This window comes from Frankia tisae, from assembly GCF_025403405.1.
In the GTDB taxonomy this organism is placed as follows: domain Bacteria; phylum Actinomycetota; class Actinomycetes; order Frankiales; family Frankiaceae; genus Frankia; species Frankia tisai.
The window spans coordinates 1-20,220 of the sequence record NZ_JANEZT010000021.1 but is presented as its reverse complement, the minus strand read 5'-3'; the positions used below and the strand labels follow the sequence as shown (position 1 = coordinate 20,220).

Sequence of the window (20,220 nt, the reverse complement as noted above, 5' to 3'; positions counted from 1 at the left end):
GGTGCTCTCCCTGCCGGCCCGTTGAACCCGTCGGCGGGGAGCCCTTTCTTCCAGCGTTCCGGCCGGTCGGGTGCGGGGCCGTCCAATCAGGTCGAAGACGGCCGGGACGGTGCCCTGGGGGTCGGCGCGGCCGGATCTTCCTCGCCCGACTCATCGAAGCCGGGTTCGTCCGACTCGTCCTCGCCCGCCCCGGGGGGCAAGGCCTCCGGGGCTGCGGGCGGCGACCGGTCGGCGGCCACGCCTGCGGAGCCGCCGCGGTCGTCCGTGGCATCGGCCAAGTCCGCGGTGCCGTCGAAGTCCGCGGTGCCGTCGAAGTCCGCGGTGCCGTCGAAGTCCGCGGTGCCGCCGAAGCCCGCGCCGGCCAAGTCCGCGTCGTCTTCAGTGCCGTCGTCCTCGGTGTCCTCGGCGTCCTCATCCGCGGCATCGTCCGGTTCCGCGGCACCCGCCGGGTCCGTGCGGTCCTCCGATGACCCGGCCCGCTCTGACAGCACAGCCGGTTCGGGCAGTTCCGACCGTGCTGCTGACCGCCCGGCCGGCCCGGACAGGTCCGCCGCGTCGGCGCAGCGGGCACCGGCGGCGCGCGGCGGCGAGCCGGCGGCGCGCGGCGGCGAGTGGGACGAGCGGTCCGGCCGGTCGCGGGCGACCCCGAGCCGCAACGGTGCGGGCGGTGCCCCGGCTGGTATCACCGGGTCGGCGCTGCCCCCATCCGGGTCGGCTCGTACCGGGAACGCCGGGACCCACGGCGACGATGCGGGCTCGGCTACCCGCAAACTCGGCTCGCCCGCCGTATCGTCGCCCGCGAAGTCCCCAGGTACGGCGCCGCCCGGTGCCCGCCGAAGCACGACGGGCCTGCCCAGTGCCCGCCCCGAACCCCCGGCCGAGCGGCCCGGTGAGACCGACACGATCTCCCTGGTCCGTCCGCCCAGCATGACGAGGAGCGGTACCACGAAGCCCGACAGGAACCGTGCCGCGCCGGAGCGGGCGCCCGCTCCCGACGCGGTGCGGCCGGCCGCACCCGCCGCGGGCCGTGGGGCCAGCGCCACCGCGGCCTACGAGCGGCCGATCGCCGCGCCGGCGTCCGCGGCCACCGCCGCCGCGTCGCCGCGCCCGGTGACCACCACCTCGCCCGGCGCGCTCGACGACCAGCTCGAGGCGGTCCCGGCCGACCGGCCCAGCGCCTCCCGGGCTCCCGGCCGCTCCGGCCCGGGTTCGGGCTCCGCACGCCCGCCCGGCGCGGGCCGGCGGGCCAAACTGAGGCTGTCCAAGGTCAACCCGCTGACCGTGACCCGGCTCAGCTTCGCGTTCTCCCTGTGCGTCTTCGTCGTCCTGCTCGTCGCGGTCGCCGTGCTGTGGTTCGTGCTCAACTCGATTGGTGTGTTCGGCAGCGTCACCGACGCCGCGGACACCCTGACCGACAGCAGCGCCAGCGACGTCAAGAGCTGGCTGTCGTTCGGCCGCGCGATGGAGCTCAGCCTGCTCGTCGGCGCGATCAACGTCATCCTGATGACCGCGCTGACAACCCTCGGTGCCCTGCTCTACAACCTCTGCGCCGAGATGATCGGCGGCATCGAGCTCACCCTCAGCGACCAGTAGCGCCAACGGACGGCGGCGGCCGCCACCCCGGCCCCGCCGTCCTGTATGGTTGCAGTCGTTGCCGGGACCTATAGCTCAGCCGGTTAGAGCGCTTCCCTGATAAGGAAGAGGCCGGTGGTTCAAGTCCACCTAGGTCCACCCTTGGCCAGCAGGCATTACTCCCTTTCTCCGCTTCGTCGGCCGGGGGTATCGCGGTGCGGGCGCGAGCAGATCCGCGGAACGGCGTCGTCTGGATCGGTATCGGACGGGCCGAGCAGTTTCTTGGCTGCGCCGTCGGCGGCCCCCTTAGAACGAGGTTTCGGACGCCGCCGGGCAGGCCCAGTCAGGCCGGAAAGGTGGGGCTGGCGTTCGGGTGCAGTCGGTGCCGTCGCCTGGAACGGGTGGGACCGCAGCGGCGCTTCCCACCCGTTGCGGCCACGCATGCCGGGTCGCCTCGGCGAGGCGTCAGTCGATTCGCCGCTGCCTGACCCGGCGTGCTCTCTTACCCGCGCAGTACCCGGGTGCCGCCGGCGAAGCGGTCGTGGATGCCCTGGTCCTGCGGGTTCGAGTTGATCGTGATGGCGATCGTGATGTAGGCCGCCACGAGCAGGAATGGCCCGAGGACCGGGATGATGTTGAAGAGGACGAACAGCTCGCGGACCGCGGCATTGTTGGGCCCGGGCCGCCCGCCGTCCGGGCCGGCGACCCGCAGGTTGAACGCCTTCTTGCCCAGTGTCGCGCCGAGAGCGACGTCGAAGCCTACGAAGTAGGCGTAGGTCAGGACGGCGCTGAGGGCCATCCATCCGAACCCGTAGCCGAGGATGAAGAAGGTCGCGATGTTGACGGCGGTAAGGATCAGGTTGTCCACAAAACGGGCACCGAGCCGCACGGCCAGTCCGGGAAGTGCGGCGCTCTGGGGTTGTCCTGCCCCGTAGCCGGGCGCCTGGGGATACGGGGGGTAGTCGGGTGCCTGGGGATACGGAGGGTAGCCGGGCGCCTGGCCGTAGGCCGGTTCTTGGCCGTAGGCCGGTCCCGCGCCTTGGTTGTGCTCGTCGCCGTAGGGCCCGTTGGTCGTCATGAGTGCTCCTGCTCTCGTCGAGGCTGCCGGTGTAAACGGTATAGATGCGCCGAACTCGCCGCGCGGGCAGCAGGTTATAGTTGCACGTCCCGCGCCCTGCCGGAAGTGGATTAGCGGCGCCGATGCGCTTCAGACGATTCGGTACCGGCTACGAGCATGTTGCCGTCGTGGGTGCCTGCTGGTTCCGTGCCTGCTGGTTCCGTGCCTGCTGGTTCCGTAGGTGAACGGCGAAGGAGATGCTCCCACCTTGCGTCTGGCCAGACGTATGCGTGCTGACAACTCGGCAGCGAGTGCAAACAGGGGTAGCGGGGCGGGACGTTCGGGGCGCAGCTCGTGGGCACCGTCGGCGCGGGTCGCCTCGTAGTACAGCCGGTAGTCCCCGTCCGGGAGGGGCTACCACGCTGACGTAGCGAAGTGCGCCGCCCTGGTAAGGAGACACCGCGACGGGGGCGTCGCCGACCGCCTGGAAACGGCCGAGGGTGACGCCGGCAGCGAGGCCGGTGCGTCGTTGATACGGCTCTGGATGCCTTCTCATTTCTTTAGCAGTGCAACCCGTCGTTAGCCCGAACCGACTTGAGCGGCGAGCTGGAATATTTTCCCCTGCCTTGGTTGGCTCACCAAGAATACGAGTGGCGTCATCCTGCTTGGACCTCGCGGACCGTGATAGACAACCCGATCCGAAAGGAAGCGGTGAACGCCCTGCCGGGCGGTCTGTTGCGCCTGATGTGCCACAGACGGACGCCCGTGGGTAGTCGGCTCCGCAGACGGCGCCCGCTAGGCCGTCGGCCTGTGCATCCGTGAGATCGCCAAGCGTTCCCGGCGTTCCCAGCCAGCCCCTCGAACCGTCCGGAACGGTCAACATCGCCCGACACCCGAAGGCACGCGCTACGAGCGGTTCTAGGGGCCGATATAATAGTCTCCTCGTATCCTTCGTATCCGGTTTGAACGGATGAGGAAGAGGCCGGTGGTTCACGTCCACCCAGGTCCACCCTGCACCGCAGCCATTTCTGTCGCTGCGAAGCTCGGCTGACGAGATCACACGTCTTCGGCATGCCCAGCAAGATTCTTGAAGACTCGGCCTGCCCGCCTCACCGGGATCACAGGGTGAAGGACTGTCCAGGCTGGACAGCCAGGGCCCACCGAACCTCGCCCGGGCCTGCCATCGGTCGCGGAGGAGATGCATTCACCGGGCGGGGGCAGCCCGGTCGGTCGGTCGGTGTCGTTATGGATGTCGGTCAGCCGATCTGGCGGTAGGCGGGAAAATCGCGACCGTGATGGCGATGACTGTCGCGGCGGGGCAGGCTGCTGTCCACCGTCAAGTCATATCGGCGTTCCCGGAAATTATCATTGTCCGCCGTCGCCGTGATTTCCGCGCGTACTCGGTCGCCGTAGGCAGGCAGCCCGGGCGCGTCGCCGTCGCCGGATTCCGGGGCGGCCGGGGATCGCCCCTGCGGGGGTGGCAGAACGATCCAGCCATCCCCCGTAAGTGAGGCCAGGTCCGTCATGACGGGGAACAGCCCGCGGCCCACCACGAAAGCGATGTCCCGGCACGTCCGGCGGCCGTTGACGCGGGCCAGCAGGTCGGCCTGCGCCGGGCCCGCCGCGGCCCGCGGCGGGGGCGACGCCAGCCGCGGCCGGACCTGGAGCTCCAGGCCCAGCTCAGCCCGCCAGCGGGACGCACGTGAGAGCCGTCGAGTCGTCTCCCGGACGGCCCACTCGACCTCGATCCCCGGCTCGACGGGCAGCACCGGGGAGAGGAGACCGGGGCCGGCGGGCTCCGCGGACACGCTCGTGATCTGGGTGCTGGCCAGGGCGAACAGGGCATCCATCGTCGCCGTCCGAGTCACCACCTGCACGCCCGCGCTGCCCAGCAGCCGGCGCTCGACCAGCGCCGTCGCCAGCTGCCCGCTCGGCGCGGCCGCGGCGAACACCGCGGTCCACTCCTCGTCGGAGATCCGCCCGGACCGCAGCAGCAACGATTCGGGACCGGGCGCCGCTGAGGTGGTGGCGGCTGCGATCAAACCCTCCCGAAAGACAACCTTCCCACTTGCCTCGCCCAGCACCGCGACCACGCCCGAGATCCTCTCCCGGGCCTGCTGCCGGAGCGCTGCCAGCAGGATCTCGACCCCGGCCGGCATTTCTTCGGCCGCTCGCGGGCCGGCATCCTCCTTGCGGGGTGGGCCGTGGGTAGAAGAAACGGGACTCCGCATGTTCTTTATCTCATCCGGCATGGTGGGTTCCTCGATGTGACATTCCGTTCGCGCACCGGTACGGTCGCCCTGTCTACACGATATGCCCGTCGATGCGCACGCGAACGTTAACAAACCTGGAACCTGGCGACGTAATTTCGTCCTGCTGTCAACGGGTTGAGGGGGGTACCTCATGGACATTGAAACCGCACTCAAGGAAGCAATGACAATTGGCGGGGCGATCGGTGCTTCGCTCGTCGATTACGAGAGCGGAATGATGCTCGGTTCCGCCGGGGGCGGCCGGAACCTCGATCTCGAGGTGGCCTCGGCCGGAAACACCGACGTCGTGCGCGCCAAGGCCCGCACCCTCGACGCGTTGGGGATCAAGGAGGGGATCGAGGACATCCTCATCACCCTCGATCAGCAGTACCACCTGATCCGGCTGCTCCACCGCGGCGGCACCCCGCTGTTTCTCTACCTGGCGATGGACCGGCATCGGGCGAACCTCGCGCTCGCCCGGCACGGCCTGCGCACCATCGCCCGCAACCTCGACCTCTGAAGGCCGGCGGCGCCGGCCGAGGCCGAGCTGTGAGAACCGTCCGTCCGCCCAGCCTTCCATAGCGGCAGAAATGAGGCCTCGATGAGCACAAGCACGATCACCGACGGGGTACTCGCCGAGCTCTACGCCCTGCGGGACCAGGTTCCGGGCGTCACCAGCAGCGCCGTCGCGTCCGCCGACGGCCTGCTGGTCGCCGCCGACGCCGACGACGTCCGGCCCGAGGTGCTCGCGGCGATGGCCGCCGCGGCCCTCGGCCTCGGCCGGTCCACCGGCCAGGAGGTCCGGATGGGCCCGCTGCGCGAGGTGATCACCCGGTGCCAGGGGGGGCACATCATCGTCTACGCGATCGGGGAGACCAAGCTGCTCGTCGTCCTGGGCGACGAGGGGCTCGACCTCGAACGGCTGCACCTGCAGTCGCGACCCGCCGTGACGCGCCTCGCGAGACTGCTCGCCGCCTGAGTCCGAAGGGGGTACCGGCTTGAGGCGGCGGGCCGGTATCCCCTTTCGGCACTTGCCACCTCCTCGCCATCTCGCGTGCCTGTGGATAACTGCGAATGGCACGTGCGGGCCGATGCGCTCGAGGTGGTCCGCGTGCGTCACCTGTGGGCAGCGGTCCGCCGTCGACATGCCGGGCACCGTCGGGATGAACCGTCTCGCCCGCCCGACGGTGCGATATTCGCCCGAGGAGAGTCGATCCGTCGCGCCGATGGCGCGGGCGTTCTGCCAAGCTCGTAGGTACAGCATGTCGAGGATCGGCGGCGGCCCGGTTCGGCCTGGCGGACGGCGGGTGGGGCCCGGTCGGCACCGCGCCGCCGCCCGCGCGGGCGCGCCGGCGGTCGGACGGAAGGAGAAGCCCGCCATGGCCTCGCGTACCGCGCGATCGGATGAGGCGAACGAAAAGCAGGATCTGCGGATCCGGGTCCTGGGAGAGCCGGTCGACACCTATCCCGCGGTCCCGCCCGAGGTGGCGCGGGGCACCATCCGGCGCATCACGGTCGTCGGGGAGCCCATCCTGCACCGGCCCTGCCGGAGGATCACCGAGTTCGGCACCCCGGAACTCGCCGCCCTGATCGATGACATGTTCGCCACGATGTACGGCGCCGAGGGGGTCGGCCTCGCCGCGAACCAGATCGACGTCGACGCGGCCCTGTTCGTCTACGACTGCACCGACGAGGACGGCGTCCGGCACGTGGGGCACCTCGCCAATCCGGAGCTGGACGAGGCCGATCCGGCCGAGCGCCGACTGGTCAAGGGCGACGAGGGCTGCCTGTCCGTGCCGGGCGCCTACATGGAGGTCGCCCGGCTCGAACACGCCGCGGTCCGCGGCCAGGACTGCACCGGCGCGCCGCTGCGGCTGGCGGGCACCGGCTACTTCGCCCGGTGCCTGCAGCACGAGACCGATCATCTGCACGGCGGCCTCTACCTCGACCGGTTGTCCAGCCGCGGACGCAAGAAGGCGTTGAAGGAGATGGAGGAGCGGGCCGAGGAGATCTTCGCACGCCGCACCGAGGTGGCCGAGACCCTCGGCAAGTAGCCGCCGCCGCGGTCAGCCCTGGCGGCGGGCGGCGAAGCGCCGCTGGTTGCGGCCTGCGCCCGCTGCCCCGGCGTTCAGCCGCGGCGCAACCGGCCCGGACCGGGGACTCTCGGCGTCCCCGCCGTGCCCTCGCCGCTCCCGCCGAGAACGGCGGTCCTGAACCGGCGCGTCCGCAAGGCCGGGGAGCGCCGACCCAACCGCGTCAGCCGACCCAACCGCGTCAGCCGACCCAACCGCGTCAGCCGACCCAACCGCGTCAGCCGACCCAACCGCGTCAGCCGACCCAACCGCGTCAGCCGACCCAACCGCGTCAGCCGACCCAGTCGGTTCAGCGGGCGGGGACACGGCCGGTTCAGCGCCGGGCCCGGTCACCGTGTCCCCGGCCGGTGGTCTGCGGGCGGTGCGGGCGGTGTCGCGCAGTTTCGGGTTTCGGGATCGAGAACGAGCAGCCATCAGTGTTCCTTTCGGGCAGCGTGGAATGGTGACGCCGACCCCGCGGACGCTCGGCTCCCAAAAATGGGCGAGAAACGCAGTACGCCTAATCGGGTAAACGCCGTCAGCCGCCGAAAACGGCACTGGCGGGCGAGCGGAGCGCCGCGATGGACGGACGAATCAGCAGGACTGCCAGGCATTATGGCGTCGTGCGCGGCCGGAGGTCCGGTGCCACGAGGCCGATCGCCCAGGTCGGCTGGAAAGAAGAGAATAATCGGTCACCCTGCCGTGACAGTGGGTGCACCGAGGCGTTCGCACGCCTACTCAGATGCCCATGAGGGCAGGCTAGTTCATTCCGGCCGGCCGGGCAAACAGTTTTTCGTTCACCGGTCGCGGGCGCAGGCTCGACGCGGTCGGCTCCGGCGCTCGTCCCGCCTCGACCGGGCTCGTCGCCGGCGGCCAGTCCCGGAAGACCGCCGGTCGGCGAGCCCGGGGCACTAAGTTCGGTACTGGCCGGATCGGGCGGTACCCGCCAGCCGGCGGGAAGTCAGGACGGCGCGAGGCCAGTGGGAAGGGAGTCGGCGGTGGACGCGGCATTGCGGCAGGTGGCCGAGGGGGCGACGGGCTTCATGCCCCCGCAGGAGGGGCTTGCGCTGTACACGGCGGCCGCGGCGATCCCGGCCGGTGGCCTGATCTGCGAGGTCGGCACCTACTGCGGGAAGTCCACCCTCTACCTGGCCGCCGCCGCCCGAGCGGCGGGCGCCACCGTGGTCACCGTGGACCATCACCGCGGCTCGGAGGAGAACCAGGCCGGCTGGGAGTACCACGACACCACCCTCGTCGACCTGCGCACGGGCCGGCTCGACACGCTGCCGTTCCTGCGCCGGACCCTGGAGCAGGGCCAGGTCGAGGACGTGGTGACGGCGATCGTCGGGCGGTCCGAGCAGGTCGGACGGTGGTGGACGACCCCGGTCGCGCTGCTCTTCCTCGACGGCGGGCACACCGAGGAGCAGGCCCAGGCCGATTACGAGGCGTGGGGGCGCCATGTCACCTCCGGTGGCCTGCTGGCCATCCACGACGTGTTCCCCGACCCCGCCGACGGCGGCCAGGCGCCGTACCACGTCCTGCTGCGGGCGCTCGACGAGGGCTTCCGCGAGCAGTCGCGGACCGGGTCGCTGCGGGTGCTACGCCGCGTCGACTGACCGGCAGCCGCACGCCGCTGGCGGGTCGGAGTCTGTCGCCGGCGGGTCGCCATCGGGCGCCGGGCGCTGCTCGGGTGGGCGCGGCTCGCCCCGGGAGCGGCCGGCGTCGGCGACGGCCTGGCCGTCGATCCCCTCCGGCCCGTGCAGCCCGGTGGGCAGGTCCGCACCGCGGAACAGGGTCTCGGTGACCCCGCCGGCCAGTGTGTCGGCCGCGAGGATCACCGCCGCGGCGGTCCACGTCGACTGTTCGACCGGCCAGAACGTGCGGTCGGCGAACTGCCAGCCTGTCCAGTAGCCGCCGCTGTCGTGCCGCAGATGCTGCATGTCCGCGACCAGCTTGGCCGCGGCGGTCGACTCGCCGACCAGGTGCAGGGCGATCGCGAGCTCGCAGGTCTCCGCGCCGGTCACCCAGGGCTCGTCGGCCACGCAGCGGATTCCCAGCCCGTCGACGACGAAGTCGTCCCAGCGGGAGGCGAGCCGGGCCCGGCCGGCGGAGCGGCGCAGCGCCCCGCCGATCACCGGGTAGTACCAGTCCATCGACCAGCGGTCCCGCGGGGCGAAATGCTCGGGATGCGCGACCAGCGCGTGATGCAGCGCGCCGGTCGCCCGCTCCCAGGCCGGCGGCACCTCGTCGACGAGCGCGGCGAGCGCCATCCCGCACCGCAGGCTGTGCAGCGTGCTGGAGCAGCCCGTGAGCAGCGCCTCGGGATAGTCCACGCCGTCCGAGCCCCGTGCCCACCAGATCTGGCCGCTGGGGGCCTGCATGTCAACGATGAGGTCGAGTGCCCGGCGGACGACCGGCCAGATCCCGGCGGCGAAGGCACGGTCCCCGGTGAGCAGCCAGCGGTGCCAGGCGGCCGTCGCGACATAGGCGCACTGGTTGCTGTCTGCGAAGTCCTCTTTGACCGCGCCGGCCACGTAGCTGGTGGCCCAGGAGCCGTCGGCCCGCTGGTTGCGGCGCAGCCAGGCCCAGGCGGCGTCGGCCGCGCCGACGAGGCCGCCGAGGTCGAGCGCCATGGCGCATTCGAGATGGTCCCAGGGGTCGGTGTGGCCGCCGGGATACCAGGGGATGGCGCCGTCCGGTTCCTGGACGGCGGCGATCGCGGTCGCGGTCGCGATGAGCGCCTCGGGGGTCAACACCGGAGCAGACTCAACCGACCGCACGCGCTACCTCCGGTTTTCGTAGGTACAGGACGATGCTCTTGCCGATGACCGGATTGAGGATCCGTTCGGCGAGCCGCGTGACCTGGGGACGGCGCATCATGTCCCACACCAGCAGCCGGTGGTAAAGCCGCGTCGCCGGATGGTCGTCGTCATGGACACCGACGAGACACCGCAGCCACCAGTACGGTGCGTGCAGGGCGTGGGCGAAGTGGGTGCCGATCGGCTCCAGCCCGACGGCGGTCAGCCGGTCGCGCAGTTCGGACTGCCGGTAGATGCGGATGTGACCGCCCTCGACGGTGTGGTACGCCGTCGACAGGTTCCAGCACACCTGCTCGGGCAGGCGATTCGGGACGGTGACCGCCACCCAGCCGCCGGGCCGCAGCACGCGGGCGATCTCGGCCATCGCCGCCGTGTCGGCGGGCAGGTGCTCGAGGACCTCGGCGATGATGACCCGGTCGAAGGTGGCGTCCGCGAACGGCAGGGCAAGCGCGTCGCCGCGGACCCCGCCGGCCCGTGCCGTGGCCGGTGCCTGCCCCTCCAGGGCCATCGCGGCGAGCATCGCGTTCACGCCGCTGACCTCGTCGAGGGAGTAGTCCAGCGCGACGACGTCGGCGCCGCGCCGGAACGCCTCGAAGGAATGGCGCCCGCCCCCGCAGCCCAGGTCGAGCAGCCGGCAGCCTGCGGGTACGGGAAAACGATCGAAGTCGACGGTGAGCATGCGGCGCCGGCTCAGCCGGCGAGCGTCGGCGACGCCGACGAGCTCGAATCGCCCGGGACCGCTGCCGGCGCGGACGTGGCGGTGGTGGTGGCGGTGGCCAGCCCGGCCGGGGTCGGCCGGGACGCCGGTGTCGGCTGCGCCCACGACCACGATGAGCCCGGGTAGGGCGAGGTCGGCGTCCCGCCCACCGCCGCGATCCGCTCCGCGTACCAGGCCGCGGTCGCGGCGCTCGCCGCCCGCCAGGAGAACCGCTGTTCCACCCGGCGCCGCCCGGCGGCCCCCATCCGGGCGCGGCGCGCCGGATCGTCGAGCAGCGTGCGGATGGCCTCGGCGAGCGCGTCCGGATCTCCCGGGGGGACCAGCAGGGCGGCCTCGCCGTCAGCGCCGGCGACCTCGGGCAACGCCCCGGCGGTCGTCGCGATCAGCGGGATGCCGCAGGCCATCTCCTCCACCGCGGGCAGGCTGAACCCCTCGTAGAGGGAGGGGACGACCGCGACCTCGGCGGAGCGCAGCAGCTCGATCAGCTCCTGCTCCGGGACGTTCGACCGGAACGTCACCGCGTTGCCCAGGCCCAGCTCCGTCACCCGGCGCTGGGCCTGGCCGCCCTCGCGGACCTTGCCGATGCAGACCAGGTGCGCGGCACGCTCGGATCGCAGCTTGGCCAGCGCCTCCAACAGGACACCCAGCCCCTTGAGTGGCACGTCCGCACTGGTCACGACCACAATGCGGCCAGCGACGGCCGGCGTGGGGGCGGGCGCGGGCGTGAAGATGTCGGCGTCGACCCCGAGGGGCACCGTGTGCATGACCTCCGACGGAAGGTTCATGTCGGCGATGATCTCGCGCCGCGAGCTCTCCGAGGGGATGACGATGCCGTCCAGCCCCCGCGCCACCCGGGCCTGCATCGGCAGGAAGGAGTACCACCGGCGCAGCCCCACCCGGGCGGTGAAGCTCGACGCCGCGGCCAGGCTCAGCCGAAGGTCGACGGTGATCGGGTGGTGCACGGTGCTCACCACGGGGATTCGGTACGGGCGCAGTGCCGCCCGCAGCGCCAGCAGCCCGTAGCCGAGCCCCTGGTTGTCATGGACGATGTCGAACGGCGGCCGCCCACCGGACGCTCGCGGCCGCAGTGCCTGGTAGGCGCGCAGGCTGAACGACAGCGGCTCCGAGAACTGCCCGGTTCGCATCATCCCGAACTCGACGACGTCGGGCAGCGCGCGGACCTCTGCCAGCCCCGGCCAGCGGAACGGGTCCGAGTCGCGGTAGAGGTCCAGGCTGGGCAGCTCGGTGAGACCGACCCCGTCGTCGAGGTCGGGGTACGGCGGCCCGCTCAGCACCTGCACGTGGTGCCCCAGGGCGACTAGTTCGCGGGACAGATGTCGGACGTACACGCCCTGTCCACCGCAGGTGGGCAGGCTCCGGTACGACAACAACGCAATCCGCAACTGTGCGCCCTCCGTTCGTTTCGGGCCAGTCCTGACCCCTCGACGTCGAGGGTGGCGCCGCTTCTTCCGCACATTAGGACATTCAGGTCCGATCTTCACTGAAATCCCATGTGACGGCGCGGCCGGGCCGGGTCGCGGACTGGCCGGCCGCGGGCGGTGGCGACCCGCGGGCCCGCCGGGCCACGCGTCCGGGGAACGCGCTGACCCGACGGGCCGCAGGCCGGTGGCGCACCGGTCAGTCGTTGTCCACGAGGACGACCTCGGAGGGGATGTTGCCCTTCGTGGCGCGGGAGTACGGGCACATCGCGTGCGCGGCCTCGAGCAGTTCCTGGGCGGTGGCCCGCTCGAGCCCCGGGATCTGCGCCTCGATCCTCGCGCCCAGGCTGACGGCGCCCTCGTCGTCCCGGAGCAGTTCGATGGTCACCGACACCGCCGAGTCGGTGACGTCGGCCTTCTTGCCCCGGGCGACGGCCTTGAGCGCGCTGTGGAAGCACGCCGCGTAGCCGGTGGCGAAGAGCTGCTCCGGGTTCGTACCCGGCCCGTCGTCGCCGCCCACCCCCTTCGGGATGGAGAGCTGGAGGTCCACCCGGTTGTCGCTGGATGCCACCCGTCCCTCGCGGCCGCCCCAGGCGGTCGAGGTCGCCGAGTAGATCGCGGTCGTCATAGCTGCCTCCGTGTGTCACTGTGCATCGCGGGACGAACACCGTCCGGCCGCGACGCGGGCTGTCGGAGCTCCGTGGAGCCTGTCAGATTTATGCAACCAGACTGGTGCCCTAAATATTCGCGGTCCACACCCCCGTTTCCCGCTTAGCCTGAGCGGATGGCGCAGGAGGAGACCGGGCAGCTCGATCGGCCGCGGCGCGGGCGCCCCCGCGACGCGACGATCGACACCCGCGTGCTGTCCGCCGCCGTGGACGAACTGGCCGAGCACGGCGTCGGCGGATTCAGCGTGAACCGGGTCGCTGCCCGCGCCGGGGTTGCCAAACGCGGCATCTACGCGCGCTGGCCGGCCCGCGAGGATCTCGTCCTGCACGCGCTCGGGACCCTGGCGGCCGGGCTCATGCCCCCGCGGACCGGGTCACTGCGCGCGGACCTGCTCCACCTCGCGCCCTACGTCGACGCGGTGTTCACCGAGCCCCGGTTGTCGATTCTGGCCCGCTGCATGGCTGAACTGCCGCACTTCCCCGCGATGTACGCGGCGTTCCGGCGCGAGTCTGTCGACCGCTGCGCGGCCGCCATCGAGGATGCCCTGCACGACGCCGTCTCCCGGGGCGAGGCCCGCGCCGACCTCGACACCGACCTCGCCACCGGCGCCTTCCTGGGCGCCCTGCTGGCCCGGCACGCCTTCGGTGCCCGCCAGCCCATCGACGACCCTGCCTTCCACAGCCGACTCGTCGACTTCTGCGTCGCGGCGGTCCGGCCAGTCACCGAGACGCGATCCACCGCCGCCCACTGAGCAGCCTCGTTCGCCGAGCCCGCTGAGCCCGCTGCCCGCTGAGCCCGCTGAACCTCGTTCGCTGCCGGCCTCGGCGAGGGGCACCGTGCTGCACTCGATGACCACCTATGAGTCTCGTGACCGGCGGTTCGGCGTTGCGGCGGAGCCCATGACCCCGGCGTGACGACCGAGCTGACAGGCGGTGTCCACCGGCGTGGCCGGGGCGCGGCGGCCGCTGGTCTCCCGCGGGCATCGTGCGCAGCGCCTGGTCTGCACGAGGTCCGGGTTCCAACCTCGGGCACTGTGCATCGCCGAGGAAGGTGGTCACTGTGTCGGTCAGCGCCGGGCTGTCCACAGCCGTCTCCCTGCGGGGAGAGCGTCGCCGCGGACCGACCCCACGGATGGGCATCGTGCTGTCCACACGTGCTACCGGTGTCGGCGCGGGATCCTGCGCGTCTCGCCCGTGAGACGGCGGGTTCGCAGCGACCCGGGCTGGTTGCCCATGGACAGCGTTCTTGGGATCGACAGCGTGGGAGGGCACTCGTCCGAGTCGCTCGGTGCTCATGGCTCCGGCTCGCCTCGGTCGCCGTATTCAGCCTCTTGACCAGGCATTTCCTTGGTTGCCCACAGGGCGACCGCCGGACCGTTGCGGTCGCCGGTGACGCTCTTCGATGGTCACCGTCGATCGCACCCCGTTGTCCCTGTGGATAACTTTCGATGCGTCCACCGCGGGCTTCGACGAGGAGCACCGTGCTGCACACGATGACCACCGATGAGCATCGTCACCGGTGGTTCGGCGTTGTCCACAGGTGCGCGGGTCCGCGTGGCGAAGGGTGCTCGACGGTCGGTCCCAGGGGATCGAGCCAGCTACCGAGGGGCCCCGCCGCGGGCACCGTGCCGGGCGCGGTCGCTGACCATGCACGGTCTGTGCTGTGCCCGGCGGGAGTCGCCTGCGCCACCCGCCGGGCAGATGTCCACAGCAGGCGAGTACCACTCCGACCGGCACCCCGAGCGGTCATGGTCGTTTTCTTGCACGGTTACCTGGGTTGATGCTCGAAGCCCGTCAACCGGGAGATCCACAGGCCACCCGTGGGCACCGTGAGCAGATCGGCGCCGCGGCGGGGGTCCGAGACCGGCCCCGTCGCCGAAGGGGCAGCGTGCTGTCCACAGACGTCCCCGGCAGGGAGAGCGTGGCCGCCGGCCGGCCCCCTCCTGTGGGCATCGTGGTTCCACCGTCGACGGCGTTGGAAGGTCGCGCGAGCATGCCGACCCGACGCGGGTGAGGTCACCTCCGACCGTGCGCCGTGCGCCTGTGGATAACTCCCGGCGCGCTCCCCGCCAGCCTCGACGAGGGGCACCGTGCTCCGCACGATGACCACCAATGGGCATTGTGATGGGCGGTTCGGCGTTATCCACAGGGGCGCAGGTCTCATGTGACGAAGGGGTGCTCGACGGTCGCCCTCCGGGGCCCCGGCCCAGCTGGACGGGGCCTGCCCGCGAGCACTGTGCCGGGCCCGGCCGCTGACCCGTCATGGTTAGCGAGGTGCCCGGCGAGGGTCGTCCGCGGAACCCACCGGACACCTGTCCACGACGGGCGTTGCCGATCCGTCCGGCATCAGGGGCGGTCATGGTTCTTTCCCTGCACCCTGATCAGAGTTGATGCTCGAAGGCCGCCGGCAGGGAAATCCACAGGTCGTCCATGGGCACCGTGAGTAGACCGGCGCCGCGGCCGGGGGTAACGGGGCGAGTTCCGGCGTCCTCACTGGACGGACGAACGAACGGTGTCCACAGGTGCGACCGGGGCGCGCCCGCCGCCGGTCGTCCGTGGGCATCGTGCCCCGCAACGACGGGCCGGCACGAGGCCCGACCGTGACCACCCCGGGTGCGCTTGCCAGGACCCTCGTGGCGCGGGCACGGCGTCGCCAGCGCTTGGCGAACGTTCCCGGCCCCTGGCGACGTCCGGACCCCGGGATGGGCAGCGAAGCGGTCGTCCACAGCTCTCCGGTGGGCATCGTTGTTCCTCGACACGGGGACGACGAGTAACGGGCATCGCGCTGTCCACAGACGTGCCGGGCAGGGAGAGCGTTGCCGCCGACCGGGGCCCCGTCCCTGGGCATCGTGTTGCCACCGTCCACGGTGTCGGAAGGCCTCGCGAGCATGCCGACCCCACGCGGGGTGACCGTACTGCCCACAGGGGGACGGTGACCGCCAGCCGTGCCGCGTCCTGTCTGTGGATAAACCCCAGGTGCGCCCGCCGCCGGGTTCGACGAGGAGCACCGTGCTGCACACGATGACCGCTGATGAGCATCGTGGCCGATAATTCGACGTTGTCCACAGGGCGCGGTCCGCGTGGCGGAGGTGCTCGACGGTCACCTCCCCAGGTGCCGGCCCAGCTCGGCAGGGGCCCGGCAGCGGGCACCGTGTCGAGCTGGGCCACTGACCACCGACGGCCTGCGCGGTGACCGGTGAGGGTCGCGTGCGCCACCCGTCGGGCACCTGTCCACAGCCGACGGGCGCGGATCCGGCCGTTGTCCGGACCGGTCATCGTCATTTCTGTGCACGGTCACCCGGGCTGATGCTCGATGCCCGCCGGCCGGGAGATCCACAGGAGCTCGCGAAACTCGTGGCGGAGTGCGCTGGACGCTCGACCTCCGAGGCTCCGGTCGAGCCCGATGGGGCCCGATGGGGCCCGGCCATGGGCACCGGGTGAGGGCCGGCCGCTGACCCCGACAGGTGATGTCCCCGCGGGTGCTCGCCAGGAGCCCACCCAGTGCGGCAGAAAGTTATCCACAGGCAGGCCGGGTGGGCCTACCTACGGGCGGAGGTGTCGAGTGCGCAGATGTCGCTGACCGTCGGCGGACGTGGTTCGAAGCGTTGCGCGACCCAGCCCATCAGGTCGTTCATCGACGTGCCGAGGATCGAGCCATGATCGGCCAGCGGGTAGCGCCGGTAGTCCACCGTCGTGCCCTCACCACACAGGCGGCTGACCACGCCGTCGGTGACCGGTTGGCGAATCACCTCGTCGCGGTCACCCTGGAGGACGAGCGTGGGAGCCATCCGTCGCATGATCTCGTCTCGCTGCCGCGCGAACCCAGCGGCGAACGGTGGGCGGGTGAGCGGATCCACGGTGAAGGCCGTGTGGATCGACGAGCCGACACTCATGTTCATCACCTCGTCGGCGCACCGGGTGCGTGCGACCGTCAGCAACCGCCGACCGTCCGGGGTCAGGTAGCGGTCCAGATCGATCCGCGGATCGTTGACCGCCAGCCCGATCATTGCCAGCAGCAGGTATCCGACACCGTCCGCACGGCGCTGCATGGTGGCGAGTGAGGCGGGCAGGTCCGCCAGCGGCGCGGTCGCGACCACGCCGCGAATGCTCAGCTCCGGGGCATAATCGGCGGCCAGTGCGCCGGCGGCCAGCACCGCCTGCCCGCCCTGTGAATAACCCCAGAGGACGACGTCACGGCCGGCCCCCGTCGCGGTGAGGGCGCGGGCGGCGCGGGCAGCGTCGAGTACCGCCCGCCCCTCGGGGGCGGCGACGTAGATCGCATGCTCGCCGGGGGTACCCAGCCCCGCGTAGTCGGTCAGCGTGACGACGTAGCCGGCCCGGACCAAGGGGAAGGTCCAGACGGCGGCGGCCAGTGGGGGGCGGGCGCGTGAGGGCGCGCAGGAATCCTGGATGCCCGTCGTCCCGTGCCCGAACGACACGACCTTGCGCCCGCCGGCGGGCACCGGGACACCTGTGCCCGGAGCAAGAATGATTCCGGAGACGGGAACCCCGCCAGCGCCGGTCGGCCGGGACGAATAAGTGACCCGCCAGGCACGGATGCCGTCCGGGGCCGGCGTGACGACCTCCCGGGAGAGCAGAGCCCCGGGGACAGTCTGCGGCTGCCTCGGCTGCCTCGGCTGCCTCGGCTGCCTCGGCTGCCTCGGCTGCCTCGGCTGCCTCGGCTGCCTCGGCTGGCCGGCCGCAGGAGCACTGTTGTTGCCCGCGTCGCCCTGCCCGCCGTCGACGTCACTCCGCCGTCCGCAGCCGGCCAGCGGGATCAGTCCGAGCACCACAAGGAGCACCAGAAGGAGCACCAGAAGTGGCGCGCGGATTGTCTGGCGGCGGGGTCCGTACCGGGCTCCCCGCCGCGCGAGCCGATCGGTGGAGCCGGGCGCGACCGGCGGCCGGGGGCGCTGATACCGCACGTCCGATCGGCTCGGGTGCGGACCGGTAGAGGCGGGTGAATCATCGTTCGGACCGGACCGCGAGAAACGCACGAAATAAGACTATGGCGCCGGTTCCGTCGCACAGTTGCTGTCCGTGTGGTCACGGTCTGGAGGCCCTCGGTGGGCTCGTGCGATGTCTCTGCCGTGTTGGTTCAAGCCGTGTTGAGCCGATCCGCTTGGGTGAGTGAGCCGCGCGGGGTGATGAGCTGGGCGGGGTGGAGGACCTGTGGACTATCTGTGGATCAGCGCGGTACCCGCAGGTGCTGGTCGTGGATGCCCAGCCGCTCGATACCCTTACGGTGTCAGCAGGCGGGGCCGGTGCGGTGACGCGGACGTCACCGCGATCTCAACGGACGCGTCCGACCCGTCGCCCGAAGCCGTCGGAGGCCCGCGATTGTGACCACGCTCGCGTCGAGCACGCTCGCCCTAGGTCCCAGCGCGATCAGCGCTGACAGCCTCATCAAGGCAGGGCTGGCCGTTGTCCTTCTGATCGTCTTCGCGGAATCGGGGCTGCTGATCGGGTTCTTTCTGCCCGGTGACGCCCTGCTGTTCACCCTCGGGATGCTGATCTCCAGGGACGAGGTCTCCACGCCGCTGCCGGTCGCGGCGATCCTGATCGGCCTGGCGGCGATCGCGGGCGACCAGGTGGGATATCTGATCGGCCGCAAGGCCGGCCCGGCGCTGTTCCGCCGGCCCGACTCGCGGTTGTTCAAACAGGAGTACGTCGAGCAGGCGGAGGCGTTCTTCGCGAAAAACGGCCCGCGTTCCATCGTGCTCGCCCGGTTCGTTCCGATCGTGCGGACATTTACCCCGGTCATCGCCGGGGTCAGCCGGATGAAATACCGGGTCTTCACCATCTACAACATTCTCGGCGGGTTGCTCTGGGGTTGTGGAGTGACCGTACTCGGCTTCTATCTCGGAAAGATAGATTTCATCCGCAACAACATCGAGGCCATGCTGATCCTGGTGGTTCTGGTTTCGGTGGTACCGATCTTCGTTGAATTCCTCCGGAACCGGCGGCGGAAGCGCGCGGGGACGGCCACCGGGTCGGCCGCCACGGCCAGGTCCCCGGAGCCGCCCCAGCAGGACATCCCCGGTGGCCGGCCGGCTACCGGTTGGGACGGCGACGGCTGGAACCACAGCGAGGACCTGAGCGAGGACGCAGACTCGGCCGCCACCATGCGCCTGAACCGTGGCGGCGGTCGTCACTCGGCGGCCCATCGCCGCGAGACCGCTCGGGACTGAGGCACCTCTCCGGCATCGGCCGGCGCGATGCCTCGCCGGCCGATCAATCCCGCGGCGAGCGGCATCCTCCGCCGGATGATCTCGGCAATGGCCAGGCCAGATGGGTCCCGACGGGCTCCGCGCCGATACGGGGGGAGTCGACGGGACACCCGCCGGGACCCGTCAACCGTATCGGGTCAACGGGGCATTGTCGCCCCACCGATCGCCGGTCGAAGACAGGAAATGCAGGTGGCGGGAGCAATGTCGGTAAAATGTGACGATCATCTCACTCGATCCGGGTGGCCGATCGGTCGACGACGCACAGCGCTTCACGAATCACGGTGCGTTCCGGCCCGTCCCGCTTCGCCGCTCAGGCCCGGCGCCGAACCAGACCACGGGCCGGATCACAGCGCGTCGAGCCCGCGCTCACCCGTGCGCACCCGCGCCACCGTCTCGACGGGTAGCACCCAGATTTTCCCGGCCCCGCTCTCCGCCGACTCGGCCGAGCGCAGGATCACGCTCAGCACGTCCTCGACGTCGGCATCGGCGACGACACACTCGATCCGGGCGACGCTCACCGACTCGTCGTGGAACGTCCGTCCGCGGTAGGTCTGAGTTCGCCACAGTGCGGTGCCGAACCTGGTTACCTGGCTGATCGTCATACCATGGATGCCGTATGTGTCGAGGGCGGCGCGCACATCATCGACGCGGTGTGGGCGCAAGATCGCGGTGACTAGTTTCACGGCGCTTTCTCGTCCTCGCTGCCAGAGTGAGGTTTCATCGCGGGGAAGCGTAGAGCCGACAGGTGACGGTTCCGTCGCGGGAACGTCATCGAATGGTGCAACGGAAGGAATAGTAGATGTCCCTGCTCGACCGCGGAACTCCCCCCGACCCGTACGACGTGCTCCCCGTTCGCCCGTCATTCGACGTGACCAGCACGGATCTTGCCGACGGCGGTGTCCTGCCGCTTGACCATGTGTTCACCGACGCCGGCGGCGCGAACATCTCCCCGCACCTGTCCTGGTCCGGCCATCCTGCCGGAACGGAGAGCTTCGTCGTCACCACCTACGACCCGGACGCGCCGACCGGCAGCGGTTTCTGGCACTGGGTGCTGGTCGACCTCCCAGGCTCGGCGACGGAGCTGCCGCGCGGCGCCGGCAGTGGCGCGTTCCCCGGCCTGCCAGCCGGGGCGTACCACGTCCGTAGCGACTGGGGTACCAAGGAGTACGGCGGGGCGGCGCCTCCACAGGGCGACGTGCCGCACCGCTACGTCTTCACCGTGCACGCGGTCGACGTGCCCAAGCTGGAGATCAACGACGAGGTCTCGCCGGCGGTCGTCGGGTTCAACCTCGCCTTCCACACCCTCGCCCGGGCCGTGCTGCGGGTCACCTACCAGCACTGAGGATCGGTCGGCCGCCCGCCGTCCCGCCGTCGCGGCGGACGGCGGGGGGGCGGT

At 71.1% G+C, this 20,220-nt stretch carries 17 protein-coding genes and 1 tRNA gene; 9 read left to right on the top strand and 9 right to left on the bottom strand.

Annotated elements, in window-relative coordinates:
• Positions 1-86: 86 nt before the first annotated feature.
• Positions 87-770 carry a hypothetical protein gene (locus NBZ85_RS03705; protein ID WP_261555069.1) on the bottom strand — a complete coding sequence of 228 codons (684 nt, stop codon included), beginning with the start codon at positions 768-770 and terminating at the stop codon, positions 87-89.
• Between the two features lie 157 nt (positions 771-927).
• Between NBZ85_RS03705 and NBZ85_RS03700 the strand changes: the two genes are divergently transcribed.
• Both NBZ85_RS03700 and NBZ85_RS03695 read left to right on the top strand, forming a co-directional pair.
• Positions 928-1,593: a DUF3566 domain-containing protein gene (locus NBZ85_RS03700; RefSeq protein ID WP_261555067.1), complete on the top strand. Its 666-nt coding sequence runs from the start codon at positions 928-930 to the stop codon at positions 1,591-1,593.
• 64 nt (positions 1,594-1,657) lie between these two features.
• A tRNA-Ile gene (locus NBZ85_RS03695) sits at positions 1,658-1,731 on the top strand.
• 343 nt (positions 1,732-2,074) lie between these two features.
• Here NBZ85_RS03695 and NBZ85_RS03690 read toward each other — a convergent pair.
• Positions 2,075-2,650 carry an RDD family protein gene (locus tag NBZ85_RS03690; RefSeq protein WP_261555064.1) on the bottom strand — a complete coding sequence of 192 codons (576 nt, stop codon included), beginning with the start codon at positions 2,648-2,650 and terminating at the stop codon, positions 2,075-2,077.
• 1,235 nt (positions 2,651-3,885) lie between these two features.
• The gene (locus NBZ85_RS03680; RefSeq protein WP_261555063.1) at positions 3,886-4,881 is read right to left on the bottom strand and encodes a hypothetical protein; all 996 of its coding nucleotides are present in this window, start codon (positions 4,879-4,881) and stop codon (positions 3,886-3,888) included.
• Between the two features lie 151 nt (positions 4,882-5,032).
• Between NBZ85_RS03680 and NBZ85_RS03675 the strand changes: the two genes are divergently transcribed.
• The 4 genes from NBZ85_RS03675 to NBZ85_RS03660 all read left to right on the top strand — a co-directional run bounded on the left by NBZ85_RS03675 (position 5,033) and on the right by NBZ85_RS03660 (position 8,566).
• Positions 5,033-5,398, top strand: a complete 366-nt coding sequence (locus NBZ85_RS03675; RefSeq protein ID WP_261555062.1) for a hypothetical protein — start codon at positions 5,033-5,035, stop codon at positions 5,396-5,398.
• A gap of 81 nt (positions 5,399-5,479) precedes the next feature.
• Complete coding sequence (locus tag NBZ85_RS03670; protein WP_261555060.1) at positions 5,480-5,857, top strand: roadblock/LC7 domain-containing protein; 378 nt, start codon at positions 5,480-5,482, stop codon at positions 5,855-5,857.
• 400 nt (positions 5,858-6,257) lie between these two features.
• Complete coding sequence (gene def, locus NBZ85_RS03665) at positions 6,258-6,932, top strand: peptide deformylase (protein ID WP_261555059.1); 675 nt, start codon at positions 6,258-6,260, stop codon at positions 6,930-6,932.
• A gap of 1,016 nt (positions 6,933-7,948) precedes the next feature.
• A complete protein-coding gene (locus NBZ85_RS03660; RefSeq protein WP_261555057.1) occupies positions 7,949-8,566 on the top strand; it encodes a class I SAM-dependent methyltransferase in 618 nt (205 codons plus the stop codon).
• Here NBZ85_RS03660 and NBZ85_RS03655 read toward each other — a convergent pair.
• The 4 genes from NBZ85_RS03655 to NBZ85_RS03640 all read right to left on the bottom strand — a co-directional run bounded on the left by NBZ85_RS03655 (position 8,549) and on the right by NBZ85_RS03640 (position 12,554).
• Positions 8,549-9,730, bottom strand: coding sequence for a prenyltransferase/squalene oxidase repeat-containing protein (locus NBZ85_RS03655; protein ID WP_261555054.1), 1,182 nt, complete (start codon positions 9,728-9,730; stop codon positions 8,549-8,551). The genes NBZ85_RS03660 and NBZ85_RS03655 overlap by 18 nt on opposite strands.
• Entirely contained in the window at positions 9,717-10,448 is a 732-nt protein-coding gene (locus NBZ85_RS03650; protein WP_261555053.1) for a class I SAM-dependent methyltransferase, read from the bottom strand. Before NBZ85_RS03650 ends, NBZ85_RS03655 begins: the two co-directional genes overlap by 14 nt.
• 11 nt (positions 10,449-10,459) lie before the next feature.
• Entirely contained in the window at positions 10,460-11,890 is a 1,431-nt protein-coding gene (locus NBZ85_RS03645) for a glycosyltransferase family 4 protein (RefSeq protein WP_261555052.1), read from the bottom strand.
• A gap of 235 nt (positions 11,891-12,125) precedes the next feature.
• Complete coding sequence (locus NBZ85_RS03640; protein WP_261555051.1) at positions 12,126-12,554, bottom strand: organic hydroperoxide resistance protein; 429 nt, start codon at positions 12,552-12,554, stop codon at positions 12,126-12,128.
• 156 nt (positions 12,555-12,710) lie between these two features.
• Here NBZ85_RS03640 and NBZ85_RS03635 point away from each other — a divergent pair, with 156 nt between their 5' ends.
• Entirely contained in the window at positions 12,711-13,346 is a 636-nt protein-coding gene (locus tag NBZ85_RS03635) for a TetR/AcrR family transcriptional regulator (protein WP_261555050.1), read from the top strand.
• Between the two features lie 2,787 nt (positions 13,347-16,133).
• On the opposite strand, the gene NBZ85_RS03630 is transcribed toward NBZ85_RS03635, so the two are convergent.
• Positions 16,134-17,057 (bottom strand): alpha/beta fold hydrolase, encoded by a 924-nt coding sequence (locus NBZ85_RS03630; protein WP_261561516.1) that lies wholly within the window; start codon positions 17,055-17,057, stop codon positions 16,134-16,136.
• A gap of 879 nt (positions 17,058-17,936) precedes the next feature.
• On the opposite strand from NBZ85_RS03630, the gene NBZ85_RS03625 reads away from it, so the two are divergent.
• A complete protein-coding gene (locus NBZ85_RS03625) occupies positions 17,937-18,785 on the top strand; it encodes a DedA family protein (RefSeq protein ID WP_261555045.1) in 849 nt (282 codons plus the stop codon).
• 383 nt (positions 18,786-19,168) lie between these two features.
• Here the strand turns inward: NBZ85_RS03625 and NBZ85_RS03620 are convergent, their stop codons facing one another.
• The gene (locus NBZ85_RS03620) at positions 19,169-19,507 is read right to left on the bottom strand and encodes a P-II family nitrogen regulator (protein ID WP_261555043.1); all 339 of its coding nucleotides are present in this window, start codon (positions 19,505-19,507) and stop codon (positions 19,169-19,171) included.
• 116 nt (positions 19,508-19,623) lie between these two features.
• Here NBZ85_RS03620 and NBZ85_RS03615 point away from each other — a divergent pair, with 116 nt between their 5' ends.
• A complete protein-coding gene (locus tag NBZ85_RS03615; protein WP_261555041.1) occupies positions 19,624-20,166 on the top strand; it encodes a YbhB/YbcL family Raf kinase inhibitor-like protein in 543 nt (180 codons plus the stop codon).
• Positions 20,167-20,220: the final 54 nt, after the last annotated feature.